This is a genomic window from Alcaligenes sp. Me129 (genome assembly GCF_050487245.1).
Lineage (GTDB): Bacteria > Pseudomonadota > Gammaproteobacteria > Burkholderiales > Burkholderiaceae_B > Alcaligenes > Alcaligenes phenolicus.
In genome coordinates, this window is the sequence record NZ_JBKQGX010000014.1 from 32,866 (window position 1) to 48,095 (window position 15,230).

Sequence of the window (15,230 nt, forward strand, 5' to 3'; positions counted from 1 at the left end):
TTGCGCGAATACATCGCTTGATATGCCAAATCACCAGACTCCACGCCTTGAAGCCCTGATTTTTGACTGGGCCGGCACACTGGTGGATTTTGGATCCTTTGCTCCCACCCAGATTCTGGTTGAAGCCTTCAAGTGCTTTGATCTGAATCTGAACCTGGACCAGGCCCGCAGCGCGATGGGCATCGGTAAATGGGATCACATCAAGGCCATGCTGGAGTTGCCTGAAGTGCACGCCCAGTTTGTGGCCCTGCATGAGCGCGAACCCGATGACAGCGATGTAGACCGTATCTACAACACCTTCCTGCCCATGCAGAACGAACGCGTGGGCGAGTTCTCCGCCGCCATTCCCGGTGCCCGTGAAACCTTGTCCTGGGCACGCCGCCAAGGCCTGAAAATCGGCTCCTGCTCCGGCTACCCGCGTCTGGTTCTGGACAACCTGCTGCAACACGCCCACCGCCAACAAGTACTGGTGGACTACCACGTCGCCTTTGACGAAGTCCCGCAAGCACGCCCTTGGCCTGCCATGGCCCTGGAAAACGTCATTCGTCTGGAAATCAGGAATGTCGGTGCCTGCGTGAAGATTGACGACACCCCGGTCGGCATTGAAGAAGGCCGCAATGCCGGTATGTGGACGGTAGGTTTGCTGCTGTCAGGCAATGCCGCCGGACTGACCGAACTGGAATTTCTGGCTCTGGACGAAGAAAGCCGCCAAACCCTGCGTGATCGCGCCGCGGCCACCTTCGCCAACGCCCAACCGCATTACCTGATCGACACCGTTGCCCAACTGCCTGCCGTGGTTGAACAAATCACCGAGCGGATGGCCCAGGGCGAATGCCCTGGCGACTCTCTCTAACCCCACCCCCCCTTTTGCTGTCACAAGGACACTTCTCCATGAAAACCATTGTTCTGAGCTCCTTGGCTGCCGCTTTGATGGGCGCCGCTTCCCTGGCTCAAGCCGCTACGACCCTGACCGTCTACACCGCGCTGGAAGCCGATCAGCTCAAGGCTTACCAGGCTGCTTTCGAGAAAAAGAACCCCGATATCAAGATCCAATGGGTGCGTGACTCCACTGGCATCATTACCGCCAAACTGCTGGCTGAAAAGAACAACCCCAAGGCTGACGCCGTCTGGGGTCTGGCCGGTTCCTCGCTGGGCTTGATGGCCAGCCAGAACATGCTGCAGCCTTACGCCCCCCAAGGCCTGGACAAGATCGACGCCAAAATGCGCGATCAAAACAACCCACCTAGCTGGGTTGGCATGGACGGTTTTGCCGCCGCCCTGTGCGTGAACACTGTTGAGCTGGAAAAGAACAAGCTGCCCATGCCCACGTCCTGGGAAGATCTGACCAAGCCCGAGTACGCTGGCAAGATCGTCATGCCTAACCCCGCATCTTCGGGCACCGGCTTTCTGGACGTAAGCGCCTGGCTGCAACTGTTTGGTGAAGAAAAAGGCTGGACCTTCATGGACGGTCTGCACAAGAACATCGGCGCCTACACCCACTCCGGCTCCAAGCCTTGCAATATGGCTGCCGCTGGCGAATACACGATTGGCGTGTCCTTTGACTACCGTGGCGCTCGCCTGAAAGAAGAAGGCGCTCCGCTGGAACTGGTGTTCCCCAAAGAAGGCCTGGGCTGGGAAATTGAAGCCGCTGCCATCATGAAAGGCACCAAGAACCTGGAAGCCGCGCAGAAACTGGCTGACTTCTCCGCCAGCGAAGAAGCCAACCACTTGTACAAGACCAACTTTGCCGTGCTGGCCATCCCTTCTATCGCCACGGCCAACCCGCACCTGCCAGCAGACCTGAACCAGCGTCTGATTGACAACAACTTCGTCTGGGCCGCTGAAAACCGCGAGCGCATTATCGAAGAGTGGACCAAACGTTACGACGGTAAATCGGAAGCCAAGAAGTAATGAGCACACAACACTACGATGTCATCGTGGTGGGGGGCGGCATCCTGGGCATGGCACATGCCTGGGCGGCTGCCCGCCGCAAGCTTAGCGTGGCTGTGCTCGAGCGCAGCCACCAGGCCCAAGGCGCCACCATACGTAATTTTGGTCAGGTACTGGTGACCGGTCAGGCGCCGGGCATCATGATGGAACTGGCACGCCAAAGCCGAGGTCTGTGGCTGGATCTGGCGGCACAAGCGGGCTTTCATGTGCGCAGCAATGGCTCGCTGGTCCTGGCACGCAATCACCTGGAACTGGAACTGCTGGAAGACTTTGCCCAAGGCCGTGCCAAGGACGAAGGCGTGGCCTGCCAGATGCTCAGCGGCAAGGAACTGGCGACACTCTTTGAAGGCCGTCTGGGGCATCACCACGGCGCGCTGCAAGGTCTGGATGATTTGCAGATCTACTCGCGCGACGCCCTGCCCGCCATTACCAGCAGCCTGCAAACAATGGGCGTGGATGTGTATACCCAAGCGCATGTGCACTATGCCCAAGAGGGGCAGGTACACAGCAGCGTGGGCAACTTCACCGCCAACAGCATTTTTGTGTGCCCCGGTCACGACTACAGCAGCCTGCATCGCGAACTGCTCGATACCGTCAAGCCGTCGGTGACACGTCTGCAAATGCTGAAAGTGCGTGCACAGGACACAGGCTGGGCCTTGGACCGACCTTTGCTGACAGGTTTGTCCTGCCTGCACTATGGTGCCTTTAGCGATCTGCCGCTGGCAGACACGCTGCGCGAGCAAGTACAGCAACGTCATGGCGTCCTGCTGGATCAAGGCATTCATTTGCTGATTAGCCCCACCCCGGACGGGGATCTGATTATTGGTGACTCGCACGACTACGGCCAGCAAGCCAGCCCCTTCAACCAGGAAGAAACAGACCAGTACTTGCTGGCTCTGGCAGAAACCGTGCTGGGTTGCCCGGTGCAGGTGCTGCAACGCTGGCAAGGGGTATACGGTGCAAAGGGCCCGGCTCCATTTTCTGTCTTGCAGGCCGATGGCAGTACGCAAGTGACGGTTATGCACACGGGCTTGGGGATGACCACGGGTCTGGCCATTGGTGAACGCAATATCGCCGCTCGCTACGATTGATTGCTGGACATGGGTGCGTAGGCAAGCAGATCAGCCTTGACCTAGGCAGCAAGAGTGCAAAAAACGCGCAGCCCAGGCTGCGCGTTTTTCTTTTCCTGAGGCGTAGGTCTGGATGCCAGAATCCAGGGCCTCAAACCAGGGGGAATCACGACATTTTCTTAATGGGAATTTCCCATGAGAAACCCAATAGAGTGGAATAAAATACGCCACACGATAGGCCAGAGCGAGCGCTCTTGAGCTGTAGCCATCCATACACCCGGACCGCCAAGTACCTCGTCGCGATTGGCGACGAAGCCCTGGTCTTCCCCCTGACAGGAAAGGATCAATGAAAGACAGCGAAAGCGGCTTGCGTTTTATAGACTGCAATGAAGAGCAGCATGCAGCCGCTATTTTGGCGATTCTGAACGACGCCATCGTGAACTCCACCGCGCTATACGACTATGTGCCACGCCCGCCCGAAGCCATGGTGAGCTGGTTTGCCACCAAACGCGCCAACGGCTTTCCCGTGGTCGGCGTCATTGACGATGCAGGAACGTTGATGGGCTTTGCCAGTTGGGGCACCTTCCGCGCCTTTCCCGCCTACAAATACACCATGGAACACAGTGTCTATGTGCACCCGGAGCACCGCGGCAAAGGGCTGGGCAAGATTCTGATGCAAGAGCTGATCACGCGTGCCCGTCTGGCCAATGTGCATACCCTGGTAGGCTGTATTGATGCCAGCAATGCGGGCAGTATCCACCTGCATCAAAGCCTGGGCTTCACCCATGCGGGCACCTTCAAGGAAGTGGGGTTCAAATTTGGCCGCTGGCTGGATGTCGCCTTCTACTTGCTGACGCTGGATACGCCTGCCGAGCCAGTCGACGGCTGAAGCCCCCCTCCACGCTACGCCTTCGGCTTGCGCTCCACCTCGCGGCTTGTATGCCGCTCGGATTCGCTAGGGGCTCCGAGCCTTGGGGCGGCCCGGCGACAAAAAAAACCATCGCAGGCAGCACGCCGCGATGGTTTTTCATCAAACCGTTTGCTCCTGACTCAGGCGCTGGCTTTCGGCTTTTCGTAGCACACGGCAAAGGCGATCAGGCCCAGCACGATGCTGAAAATGCCCACACCGACTGCTACCCCAGCCACCAGACCCAAACCTACTGCAATAAACACGCCGGGAAAGGCGTAGTTTCGCAACCAGGAAGGTTTCTTGGGAACAAGAAATAGCCCTAAAAACAAGAACCAGGGCATCACAATCGTCCAGAACAGACTGTCCATTAGCACGTCACGCATCATTATTCCATTGAAGTAGGAGGGGCTTGGGCGAGAGCCAGACACCCCCGCCGTTCTGGGTGGATTGTAAACGTCCTGAGGCTGGCCTCCCAGTATGGGCGACTGTTATAAGAGAGAATTATTGTTTTACAGCTAAAGGACACGCCATGAGTACGCTTAGCTTGACCAGCGCAGACCAGCACCGTTTCGAAGCCTATGTCGCAGGCGATGAACAGGCCGAACGCGGCTTGATCGTGTTGCAGGAAATTTTTGGTGTCAATCAACACATACGCAACACCTGCGAACGCTTTGCCGAGCAAGGCTACCGTGTCCTGTCTCCCGCCCTGTTCGACCGGCAAGAGAAAAATGTAGAGCTGGGCTATACCGCCGAGGACGTGCAAGCAGGTCTGGCACTGCGCAACGGCATTGCGCTTGATAAGACCCTGCTGGATATTCAGGCCTGCGTGGACGCCTTGGGTTCGCGCAAGATTGGTATTGTCGGCTATTGCTGGGGTGGCTCCTTGAGCTGGCTGGCCGCCTGCCGCTTGCAAGGCCTGAAAGCCGCCAGTTGCTGGTATGGTTCGCAAATCGCCCAGAACGCCCAGGAACAGCCCAGGATTCCAGTTCAAATGCATTTTGGTGCCCAGGATCACTCCATCCCTGCCAGCGCCATTCAGACCATTAAAGACGCGCAAAAGGATGTGGCCATTTACGTGTACGAACCTGCCGGGCATGGTTTTGGCTGCGATCATCGCCCCGATTTTCACGAAGCGTCCTACAAACTGGCTCAGGAACGTACACTAGCTTTCTTTGCCGACCATCTACGTTAAGCCCCCATGCTTGAATCCAGCGACGACCTGCTTGCCCTGTTAAATACCACCATGCCTTACGGCAAATACAAAGGTCGCTTGCTGGCCGACCTGCCGGGACATTATCTGAACTGGTTTGCCCGTGAAGGCTTTCCTTCCGGGCGGCTAGGGCAGCTACTGGCCCTGATGCACGAGCTGGATCACAATGGCCTGAAATCCTTGCTGGACCCCTTGCGCCCGCGCAGCCGCTAAGAGGAACAAATACCTTACTGGGGAGCGGGCTGCGACGGTATGTCACCGTACAGCTTGCTACTATCAAGACTTCCTCTACACCCCATTGTGAAGGACGTCATGACAATCGATCTCTCCGCATTCCCCATCACCGGCAAATGGCCGGCCCAGCACCCCGAACGCCTGCAACTGTATTCCTTGCCCACTCCCAATGGGGTCAAGGTATCCATCATGCTGGAAGAAATTGGCCTGCCTTACGAGCCACATCTGGTCAGCTTTGAGCGCAACGATCAGCTCAGCCCGGAATTTATTTCGCTCAGCAGCAACAACAAGATCCCGGCAATTCTGGACCCCAATGGCCCCGGCAATAAACCGCTGGCCTTGTTCGAGTCCGGTGCCATCCTGATCTACCTTGCAGAAAAAACCGGCCAGTTGCTCTCTGCAGACCCGGCCCAACGCTATGAAACCCTGCAATGGCTGATGTTCCAGATGGGTGGCGTAGGCCCCATGTTTGGTCAGTTGGGTTTCTTCCACAAATTTGCTGGCAAGGACTTTGAAGACAAGCGCCCCCGCGACCGCTATGTCAACGAATCCAAGCGCTTGCTGGGTGTGATCGACAAGCATCTGGATGGCAAGGACTGGATGGTGGGCAACAGCTACTCCATCGCCGATATTGCCCTGTTCCCCTGGATTGCCAACCTGATCGGTTTTTACGGCGCAGGCGAGCTTGTGGAGTACGAGCAGTTCAAGAATGTGGCCCGTGTTCTGGCCCAGTTTCAGGCCCGCCCGGCAGTACAACGCGGCTTGAGCATTCCTGCCCGTGATTGATGGATAAGCAGCGCCAATCAATGCTTATAAGCCAATTTGCAATAGCCCTGCTATCAAACTGGTCTTTTTTGTTTCGCTTGACGCCAGTCCGTACAATTGACCTCCTAAACAAGCTGCGCAAGCGGTACTATTCCGTTTGCCCGGCTTGCTCGTCAATCAAAAAACCAGTCTGCTCATAGAGCGGATACAGGCAAATCCACCAGCCTGATGAGCAAGCCTTCAAAGCCCTGGATTCTTTCCAGGGCTTTTTTTTGTATGTACGATTGCCCCCCCCCGCTGCTACTCTTTTTGCTCCTTGCCACTTTGCCTGAGCAGAGCTATGAAAACGCACCACTATGAACTGTTGATCAGTTGGACCGGCAACACCGGGAGCGGCACCCGCACCCTTCGCTCCTACTCACGTAACCACGACGTGATGGCAGTTGGCCTGGAGACCATTGCTGCCTCCTCAGACCCTGCCTTTCGAGGCGACAACCCAGAGCAGCTTTTCCTGGCATCGATTGCTCAGTGTCATATGCTTTGGTACCTGGGAATAGCGGCAGAAGCCGGCATTGTGGTCACGGCCTATGAAGACCACCCTACCGGCATCATGATTGAAGAGGCCAACGGGGCTGGGCAATTCGAGAGTGTTACCTTGCGCCCCTTCGTCACGATCACACCGGACAGTGACCTTGCCTTGTCCAAATCGCTTCACGATCGCGTAGGTGAATACTGCTTTATTGCCCGCTCCATCAACACTCCGATTCACCATGAGGTCACGGTCCACGTACAAGGTCAAACACCTCCACCATCGACGTAAAGAGCATTACACCGCAGGTAAAGGGATGAACTGCTCATCGTCCAGTGGGGGCAGGCTGATGCGACCATTGAGCCAATCGTCCTTGGCCTGCTCGATACGGTCCTTGCGCGAGGACACAAAGTTCCACCAGATATGGCGTGGTCCCAGGGGCTCGCCGCCCAACAGCATCAAATGGCTGTTTTGCTCGGCCAGGATGCGAGGGCTGTCGCCTTTGGCAAAGACCAGCATCTGACCGGCGCAATAGCGTTGAGCGCCTACCTCCAGCGCGCCCGTACAGACATAAATGGCGCGCTCTTCATGGCCGGTTGGCAAGGGGACAGGCTGGCCCGCTTGTACGCGTAGTTCCATATAGAACAAGGGTGAGGCCACACTGGCAGGGCTGCACAGACCCAGCGCCGATCCGGCTATCAGGCGACCTTCCAGGCCCGTGTCCTGAATCAAAGGCAGTTGTTCGGCCTCGTAATGCACAAAATCCGGGTTTTGCTCTTCTTTATGTTCCGGCAAAGCCACCCAGGCCTGAATGCCATCCATACGGCCACCTTGGGTACGCATGGGCTCAAAGCGCTCGGAATGGCTGATGCCTGAACCAGCGGTCATCCAGTTCAAGGCGCCGGGCGTAATCTCTTGTTCCACGCCCAGACTGTCACGGTGTGTCATGGCACCTTCAAATAAATAGGTGACGGTAGACAGGCCAATATGCGGGTGTGGCAGCACATCGTTTTCTGTCCCTACAGGTGCCGTCAGCTCTTGTGGCCCCATACGATCAAAGAAGATAAAAGGTCCCACCATACGCCGTTGGCGAAAGGGCAGAACGCGCCCCACTTCAAATGCACCAATGCTGTGTTGACGTTGTGGAATCAGCAGCTCGACCATAGACACCTCTACTGGGAAGTCGCAAAAATACAATCCCGATTACTATACTCTGGTCACTGCTTTATTCGCCCTATCGCGCATGTCCACGCTCTCCCTGTTTGATCCCGTTCCCGGCAACGTCCTGACTCTGGATACCGGCCTGATCGCCCTTCCGGGGCTGGCCCTGCCCTATGCCGCCAGCTTGGCACAGGCGGTTCAAGAACTGGTGCACAGTGCTCCTTGGCGGCATATGCAGGTTCCCTCAGGGCATCGTATGTCGGCCGCACAAAGCAGTTGTGGCGACCTGGGATGGATATCGGACGAACACGGCTACCGTTACAGCCCCACGGACCCGCAAAGCGGTTTGGCCTGGCCCGCCATGCCTGCCATATTCAAGGAACTATTAACGCGCATTGCCCAGGAGTCGGGCCAGGGCCCTTTTCAACCCGATACCTGTCTGATCAATTACTACGACGAGCAGGCGCATATGTCCTTGCATCAGGATAGAAACGAGCGCAACTTGCAGCACCCGATTGTCTCGGTCTCCCTGGGACGTGAGGCCTTGTTTTTATGGGGCGGCGCAAAACGCAGCGACCCGGTGCGTACCCTGCGACTGCGCGATGGTGATGTGCTGGTCTGGTGGGGGCCATCCAGATTGAATTTCCATGGGGTACGCAGACTGGAGGGCCCGGCCCATCCGGTATGGGGCACAGGCCGGGTCAATCTGACATTCAGAAAAGCAGGCTGAACCCCGCTAGTTCAGCCCAGTTCGGGCGGAGCAAAGCGACGGTTTTCCAGTACGGGCAAAATGCGACGGGCATAAGCCAAACGCTCCCGATCCAGATCAACCAAAAGCAATGTGGGAGTTTCTGCCGCCTGGGCCACGATCACACCCAAGGGATCCACCACCAGACTTTGGCCAATATTGCGTTCACCACACTCACCGACGGCCACCATATAGGCCGTATTTTCCAAAGCGCGAGCCGTCGTCAGCACACGCCAGTGGTGTTCCTTCAAGGGACCTTTCAGCCAGGCCGACGGCGCCAGCAAGACTTGCGCCCCGTCCACGCACAAGCGTCGGGCCAGCTCAGGAAAGCGCAAGTCGTAGCAAGTCATCAAACCTACTTTGAAACCGGCCACATCAATCAAGGCGGGGATTTCTGTACCTGGCTGTACATAGCGTGATTCTTGTACCGAGAAGGCATCGTACAAATGAAGCTTGTTGTAATGCGCCAGAACCTGGCCATCGCGCAGCACCACCAAGGTGTTACAAACCTTGCCTTCTCCGGCCGGGGTATGAATGCAGAACACCACGGTTAAATCAGTATCACGGGTGGCAGCGCTCAGTCGGCTGACAAACTCCCCATCCAGGGCTTGTGCGGATTTCAGGACCACTTCAGGGTCGGCCACATTTCTGGCCAGCACACCTTCAGGCAAAACCAGTAACTGCGCGCCGGAGCGCAAGGCTTGTTCGATCAAACCCAGGCAAGCGCTCAGGTTTTCCTGCGAATCTTTGGATACGGCCATCTGGCCCAATGCAACTTTCATGACCACCTCCTTTACGGTGCTGCCTAAGTGATTCTAACTCAACCGCCCGCCCAGACCAGCCAGCGAACAAGGGAGAAAAACTGAACACCAGATGGTCAAATGTCAAACCATCCCCGTCGTTCAGCCCCAACAGATCAGCGTCGTATTTCTCCACTTCCCATCATGTAAAAATTCGGACACAAACTGCAATTAAAAATAAATTTTTATCAGGTCAATACCCTGAATGCGTTTAACCACACTAAACATTCGAGTCATATCAAAGAACATTTTTACTCAGCTAGCAGGTCAATTAAGCGATCAGGCTCTGGAACAAAGTGCCGCGCGCATAGCGACAAACCCAAACAACAACACGATCAATTTGAACGCTCTATTTCGTCCGTACAGTTCAATTCCATTTATCTTCATAAGCGTGAAACTCAATTGAGCTCAGTTCTCAAGATCGGCTTTAATCAGCAGATATATGATAATGAGATATAAATAACTCTTATATTTGCAATACCATAAACATTATGCAAATCGGCAAAATTGATTCTTTTATTAAGCCGGACAAAATCTCATAGACGGCACAAAAAGACGTTCTTAACCCTGGCAAGCATCTCTGCACCCATCCAGAATTTTCGAGGGCAAATCTCCAACCCAAATATGACCGGACATAATTAGAATGGATAAAACGCGATTAAATAAAATGAATCAAATCCGGATAAAATCGAGCTAAAAATAATGGGCCAAGTGCAAACCAGCACTGGCCCATTCATGAATTATCCTTACGACGCCACTTCGTCCGACATGCCCGCCTGTCAAGCTGACAAGCCGCTTTGGCATTGGACTTTCAATGCACTAATGATTGAAATCGAAAATAATCAGAATAAAAAAAACCCCCGATTTCTTGCAAAATCAGGGGAAAGCTACCACAGGAAAATGATTGGATACAAAACACCCAATACCGTGATTTTATATAAAAAACTAAAAAAAATCTGCATACGTTGTTTAGGGCTGACGCTATAGCTTGATAAATTAATTTGTGCTAGGACGTAATAAGAATTAAAAACTTAAAAAGATCTTCAATTCCCTACAGTTACATGACCCTATTCCGTCCTTAGAAATCTTGAGCCTTGCCCCATGACTGCGCGACAATAAGGCCTCTTACGGGTTGGACACACTGCCCTTCTTGATTCTCAGGCGTTTATCTTGTCTTCTTCGCACTCTTCCTTATCCCCCCGCCAGGTTTTACTGGCCATTCTGGCCTTGGCTGTGGGTGGTTTTTCCATCGGCACCGGCGAATTTGTCATCATGGGTTTGCTACCCGATGTGGCCCAGGATCTGGGTATCGATATTCCCACCGCGGGCCACTTGATCAGCGCTTACGCTTTAGGCGTGGTGATCGGCGCTCCGGTACTGGCCGTACTGGGCGCACGCTGGCCCTGGCGCCGTCTGTTAATAGCCTTGATGGGCGCTTATGCCGTGGGCAATTTCCTGACCGTGATCGCCCCCAGCTATGAAACCGTGTTGATCACCCGCTTTCTGGCCGGCTTTCCGCATGGCACCTACTTTGGTGTTGCCGCCCTGGTAGCCGCTCGCCTGGTGCCGCCGCATCGCCGCGCACAGGCCGTGGCCTACGTCATGCTGGGTCTGACAGTCGCTACCTTATTGGGTGTGCCCATTGCCACCACCTTGGGACAATGGCTGAGCTGGCAGGCGGCCTTTACCTTCGTCAGCCTGATCGCCTTGCTGACGATGGGGCTGGTACTGCGCTTTGTGCCTTTCATTCCCGCCAACACGCTGGCCAGCCCTTTGCGCGAACTGGGGGCCCTGAAGCGCAAGCAAGTCTGGTTGACGCTGGGCATAGGCGCAATTGGTTTTGGTGGCATGTTCTCGGTGTTCAGCTACGTAAAATCCACCTTGATGGAACTGGCGGGCCTGTCGGTCAGCGCCATCCCTGTCGTGCTGGCCTTGTTTGGCGTTGGCATGGTGCTGGGCAATTTACTGGGCGCCCGCTATGCGGACCGCTACCTGGATCGCAGCATTCGCCTGGTTCTGATCTGGGCTACCGGCGTGCTCTTGCTGTTCATGATCACGGCCCACCATCCAATCCTTGGTCCCTTGAACATCATGCTGATTGGCACCCTGGTGGCCTTGGGCCCCGCTTTGCAGATTCGCCTGATGGACGTGGCAGGTGATGCCCAAACACTGGCGGCTGCGCTGAATCACTCGGCTTTCAATATGGCCAATGCGCTAGGTGCATGGTTGGGTGGTTTGACGATTGCCGCTGGCTGGGGCTGGACTTCGACCGCCTGGGTAGGTGCCTTGCTGGCCTTGGGTGGCCTGGCCTTGCACACCATTTCGCTGCGCATTAAAGAATAGTCAGACCTCAGAGCGGGTGACTCGGAGCAGGCAATTTTGTCGTAGGCGACAGAAGCTGAACACAGGAATAGCCTTTGCAAAACTGAACTCTGCCAGTAACCCAAAAAACAAAACGGCCTGTAATTGGATGCCCCTAAGGGTATTTCAATTACAGGCCGCTTTTGTTTGGCCCTCTCTCGGAGGTCCGACTACCTGGCTTTCAGCAATTCAGCTCAGGCTTTGCTTGCAGCTGCGGGGCGAGCCGCCAACCAACCGGCGTAGCCCATTCCAAAGCTGACCAGAATGCACAAACCCAAGGCCCAGCCCCAGCTATTGAACAGGTCATGCAAACCGCCCATGGCGGGAGGCCCAAACGCGGCCAGCAAATAGCCCATGCACTGCGCCATACCCGACAGGGACGCCGCCTGCGAAGTAGACGTAGAACGTACCCCAATCAAGGCCAAGGCAATCAGGAATACGCTGCCACTACCAAAGCCAAACAGCACCGCCCACAGCAAGGACCAGGACGGCAAGACCAGAAAGCCCACAAAAGTCAGGGTCTGCAACAAGGCACCCGCCAAGGCCACCGCACGCTGGTCGTGCACACGGCTCAACACGGGCATCAGCAGCAAGGCCGGTACGGCGGTAGCCAACTGCATCAAACCATGAATCTGGCCCGCATGATCCGGCTCAAAGCCATAGTTCACCAGCATCACAGGCAACCAGCTGGCAATCATGTAGTAAGCCACCGAGTTCAAACCCATGTACAGGGTGATATGCCAGGCCAGGGGCAAACGCCACACCGAAGAACTGGTTGCCGCGCCAGCGGGCGTATTCTGTGCCGCACGTCGATCCGCGCCCAACTGGGTAGCCCAGACAACTACGCTAGCCAATGCCATCACACCGACCACCATCAGGGACGACCAGCGCCAGCTTTGGCCTGTCCACTCCGCCATAGGGACCGCCATCGCGGAGTTGAACGCCGCGACCAGACCCATGAACAAAACGTACAGCGACGTCACAAAACTGATGCGCATGGGGAAATGACGTTTCACCAGAGAAGGCAACAGCACATTACCCAAGGCAATCCCGATAGCCAGCAAACCGATACCGGCAAACAACTCTATCGTGCCGCCCAGGATACGTACCACCACACCTACCGCAATCAGTACGGAAGCAATAAACAAGGAACGGGACAAGCCCACCACCCGCGCCATGGAGGCGGCCAGCAAGGAGACCACCGCAAAGATGAACAAGGGCATGGCGGTCAGCAGACCGGCCTGCGTGGACGACAGGGAGAGGTCTGCCTGGATCAGCTCCAGCAAGGGGGCGATACCCGTGATCGGGGCTCGCAGATTGCCGGCAATCAGCAAGACGCCAATCAACACCAGCAAGGGGTGGGAGAGCCAGGAGAGTCGAGAGAGGGACATGAAATGTAGCCAGTAGGTGAAAACCCTACTCTATCCTGTTTCGATGCCGACGCAAACAGGATATTATGACAACTTATACCTCAAACCAGACAAAGCATGAGTTTTAGCTCCAATCCGCAAGGCGGGCCTATTTTCAGCATCAAGATGGCGATGGGCAGCAATACTGAAAATCCATTGCATACCCATCCCAATGGACAGCTGATCATGACGCAATATGGCTCCGTCACCCTGCAAACCGACCAGGGCTACTGGATGGTGCCGCCGCTGTGCGCCGTCTGGGTGCCGGTGGGTATCCGTCACCGTGCCCGCGCCGACGATCAGGCCCTGATTCATTTCCTGTACATACAGCCCGGTCTGGATGAACTGCCCGATCACTGCAGCACCCTGGACCTGAGCCCCATGGTGCGCGAGATGATCATTCATTTAAGTGATCTGAATCCCCATTACGAGCCGGGCAGCCAGACGCACCGTCTGGCACTGGTGCTGCTGGAAACCTTGAATCAAATGCCTACCCGGCAGCTGCATGTACCGGTGCCCGAGGACAAAGTTTTGCAGACGATTGCGCAACATATGCTGCAACAGCCCGACTCGCGCCCTACGATGGCCGACTGGGCAAAAGAACTGGCCATGAGTGAGCGCACCCTGGCCCGACATATGCTAAAACACACAGGGATGAGCTTCGGGCGCTGGCGGCAACAATTCATGATTATGCTGGCCCTGCAAAAACTGGGTTCGGGAATGTCCGTAAAGAGCACGGCCAGGGAATTGGGTTACACCTCTATCAGTGCCTTTATTACCGTTTTCAAATCTATTTTGGGCGAAACCCCCAGCCGTTACTTGAGCCAAACCCATTCTTCTTAAGTCCCTACTACCCTCACCACACGCATCCATGTCTTCCACACACCTGTCCCGCCCCGGATATCTGCAGCGCTTATTAAGTTGGTTCCAGATTTCTCACATGTCGGCGGGGCTGATTGCCGTGCTGGTGGGCTACACAAGTTCTGCTGCCATTGTTTTTCAGGCCGCTCAAGCGGCCGGTGCCAACACCGCCGAGCTGGGCTCCTGGATGTGGTCTTTGGGTATTGGTCTGGGCCTGCTGTCGGCAGGTCTGTCGCTGCGCTACAAGATTCCAATTCTGACTGCCTGGTCCACCCCCGGCGCTGCGCTGCTGGCCACGGGTCTGGTGGGCCTGCCCATGTCCCAGGCCGTGGGCATTTTCCTGTTTTCGTCCCTGCTGACCACCATTTGCGGTCTTAGCGGCAGCTTTCAGAAGTTGATGCAGTACATGCCGCGCAGCATTGCCGGCGCCATGCTGGGCGGCATCTTGCTGCGCTTTGGCCTGGATCTGTTCGGTGCCATGCAGACCCAATGGCTGCTGTGCCTGAGCATGTTCATTGTGTTTCTGGTGGTGCGCCAATGGTCGCCCCGCTACGCCGTGCCGCTGGCACTGGTGGCCGGTGTCACGATTGCTGCCATGCAAGGTTTGCTGAAAATGGAAATTCTGAGCTGGACACCCGCCACGCCGGTGCTGGTCTGGCCCGAGTTTTCCTGGACGGCGCTCATTGGTGTGGGCATTCCCTTTTTCATCGTCACCATGAGCTCGCAGAACATTCCGGGCGTGGCTGTATTGAAGGCGCATAACTACGATGCGCCCAACTCCACTGTCATTAGCTGGACCGGGATTGTGGGCCTGATCTTTGGCCCCTTCGGTGGCTACGCCTACAATCTGGCCGCCATTAGCGCCGCCCTGTGCATGACTCCCGAAGTGGATGCGGACCCGCGTCAGCGTTATCGCGCCAGTGTCTGGGCCGGGATTTTCTATTTTGCCGCCGGTATCTTTGGTGCCACCGTGGTCAGCCTGTTTGCCGCCTTCCCAACCGAACTGATTGCGGCCATTGCCGGTCTGGCCTTGCTGGGTACCATAGGCAATAGCATCCACATGGCGCTGGAAGCCCCAGACACCCGTGACGCCGCCCTGGTCACCTTTCTGACCACCGCGTCAGGCATGAGCCTGCTCAATATCGGCAGTGCCTTCTGGGGTCTGGTTTTTGGTATGGCTATGTACTTGATTCAGAAACGAAAAGTGTCCTGATCCGGCCAT

Annotated in this window: 16 protein-coding genes; 12 read left to right on the forward strand and 4 right to left on the reverse strand. The window is 56.0% G+C overall.

Annotated elements, in window-relative coordinates; all coding sequences use genetic code 11:
- Nucleotides 1-22 precede the first annotated feature (22 nt).
- The 4 genes from phnX to ACLPGZ_RS14305 all read left to right on the forward strand — a co-directional run bounded on the left by phnX (nt 23) and on the right by ACLPGZ_RS14305 (nt 3,909).
- Nucleotides 23-853, forward strand: coding sequence for a phosphonoacetaldehyde hydrolase (gene phnX, locus ACLPGZ_RS14290; RefSeq protein ID WP_035274674.1), 831 nt, complete (start codon nt 23-25; stop codon nt 851-853).
- Between the two features lie 38 nt (nt 854-891).
- Nucleotides 892-1,911 carry a putative 2-aminoethylphosphonate ABC transporter substrate-binding protein gene (locus ACLPGZ_RS14295; protein ID WP_035272329.1) on the forward strand — a complete coding sequence of 340 codons (1,020 nt, stop codon included), beginning with the start codon at nt 892-894 and terminating at the stop codon, nt 1,909-1,911.
- Entirely contained in the window at nt 1,911-3,041 is a 1,131-nt protein-coding gene (locus ACLPGZ_RS14300; RefSeq protein WP_239054421.1) for a TIGR03364 family FAD-dependent oxidoreductase, read from the forward strand. The genes ACLPGZ_RS14295 and ACLPGZ_RS14300 overlap by 1 nt, the downstream gene beginning before the upstream one ends.
- Before the next feature lie 325 nt (nt 3,042-3,366).
- Nucleotides 3,367-3,909, forward strand: coding sequence for a GNAT family N-acetyltransferase (locus ACLPGZ_RS14305; protein ID WP_060185230.1), 543 nt, complete (start codon nt 3,367-3,369; stop codon nt 3,907-3,909).
- 161 nt (nt 3,910-4,070) lie between these two features.
- Here the strand turns inward: ACLPGZ_RS14305 and ACLPGZ_RS14310 are convergent, their stop codons facing one another.
- A complete protein-coding gene (locus ACLPGZ_RS14310) occupies nt 4,071-4,313 on the reverse strand; it encodes a hypothetical protein (protein WP_223254053.1) in 243 nt (80 codons plus the stop codon).
- A gap of 146 nt (nt 4,314-4,459) precedes the next feature.
- Between ACLPGZ_RS14310 and ACLPGZ_RS14315 the strand changes: the two genes are divergently transcribed.
- From ACLPGZ_RS14315 to ACLPGZ_RS14330, 4 genes are all read left to right on the forward strand, one after another.
- Nucleotides 4,460-5,122 (forward strand): dienelactone hydrolase family protein, encoded by a 663-nt coding sequence (locus ACLPGZ_RS14315; protein ID WP_083053385.1) that lies wholly within the window; start codon nt 4,460-4,462, stop codon nt 5,120-5,122.
- 6 nt (nt 5,123-5,128) lie between these two features.
- A complete protein-coding gene (locus ACLPGZ_RS14320) occupies nt 5,129-5,353 on the forward strand; it encodes a DUF3820 family protein (RefSeq protein WP_003799391.1) in 225 nt (74 codons plus the stop codon).
- Between the two features lie 99 nt (nt 5,354-5,452).
- The gene (locus ACLPGZ_RS14325; RefSeq protein ID WP_239054422.1) at nt 5,453-6,160 is read left to right on the forward strand and encodes a glutathione binding-like protein; all 708 of its coding nucleotides are present in this window, start codon (nt 5,453-5,455) and stop codon (nt 6,158-6,160) included.
- A 319-nt stretch (nt 6,161-6,479) separates the two neighbouring features.
- Nucleotides 6,480-6,959, forward strand: a complete 480-nt coding sequence (locus tag ACLPGZ_RS14330; RefSeq protein ID WP_239054423.1) for an OsmC family protein — start codon at nt 6,480-6,482, stop codon at nt 6,957-6,959.
- Nucleotides 6,960-6,965: 6 nt separating this feature from the next.
- Here ACLPGZ_RS14330 and ACLPGZ_RS14335 read toward each other — a convergent pair whose 3' ends face one another.
- A complete protein-coding gene (locus tag ACLPGZ_RS14335) occupies nt 6,966-7,832 on the reverse strand; it encodes a pirin family protein (RefSeq protein WP_203145694.1) in 867 nt (288 codons plus the stop codon).
- Nucleotides 7,833-7,911: 79 nt separating this feature from the next.
- On the opposite strand from ACLPGZ_RS14335, the gene alkB reads away from it, so the two are divergent.
- The gene (gene alkB / locus ACLPGZ_RS14340; RefSeq protein WP_239054424.1) at nt 7,912-8,559 is read left to right on the forward strand and encodes a DNA oxidative demethylase AlkB; all 648 of its coding nucleotides are present in this window, start codon (nt 7,912-7,914) and stop codon (nt 8,557-8,559) included.
- Between the two features lie 11 nt (nt 8,560-8,570).
- On the opposite strand, the gene ACLPGZ_RS14345 is transcribed toward alkB, so the two are convergent.
- Nucleotides 8,571-9,359: a deaminated glutathione amidase gene (locus ACLPGZ_RS14345; RefSeq protein ID WP_239054425.1), complete on the reverse strand. Its 789-nt coding sequence runs from the start codon at nt 9,357-9,359 to the stop codon at nt 8,571-8,573.
- Between the two features lie 1,188 nt (nt 9,360-10,547).
- Between ACLPGZ_RS14345 and ACLPGZ_RS14350 the strand changes: the two genes are divergently transcribed.
- Nucleotides 10,548-11,720 (forward strand): MFS transporter, encoded by a 1,173-nt coding sequence (locus tag ACLPGZ_RS14350; protein WP_009458878.1) that lies wholly within the window; start codon nt 10,548-10,550, stop codon nt 11,718-11,720.
- Between the two features lie 212 nt (nt 11,721-11,932).
- Here ACLPGZ_RS14350 and ACLPGZ_RS14355 read toward each other — a convergent pair whose 3' ends face one another.
- Nucleotides 11,933-13,129: an MFS transporter gene (locus tag ACLPGZ_RS14355; protein WP_052159432.1), complete on the reverse strand. Its 1,197-nt coding sequence runs from the start codon at nt 13,127-13,129 to the stop codon at nt 11,933-11,935.
- A gap of 96 nt (nt 13,130-13,225) precedes the next feature.
- Between ACLPGZ_RS14355 and ACLPGZ_RS14360 the strand changes: the two genes are divergently transcribed.
- Entirely contained in the window at nt 13,226-13,990 is a 765-nt protein-coding gene (locus ACLPGZ_RS14360) for an AraC family transcriptional regulator (protein WP_009458871.1), read from the forward strand.
- A gap of 28 nt (nt 13,991-14,018) precedes the next feature.
- Nucleotides 14,019-15,221: a benzoate/H(+) symporter BenE family transporter gene (locus ACLPGZ_RS14365; protein WP_052159431.1), complete on the forward strand. Its 1,203-nt coding sequence runs from the start codon at nt 14,019-14,021 to the stop codon at nt 15,219-15,221.
- Nucleotides 15,222-15,230: the final 9 nt, after the last annotated feature.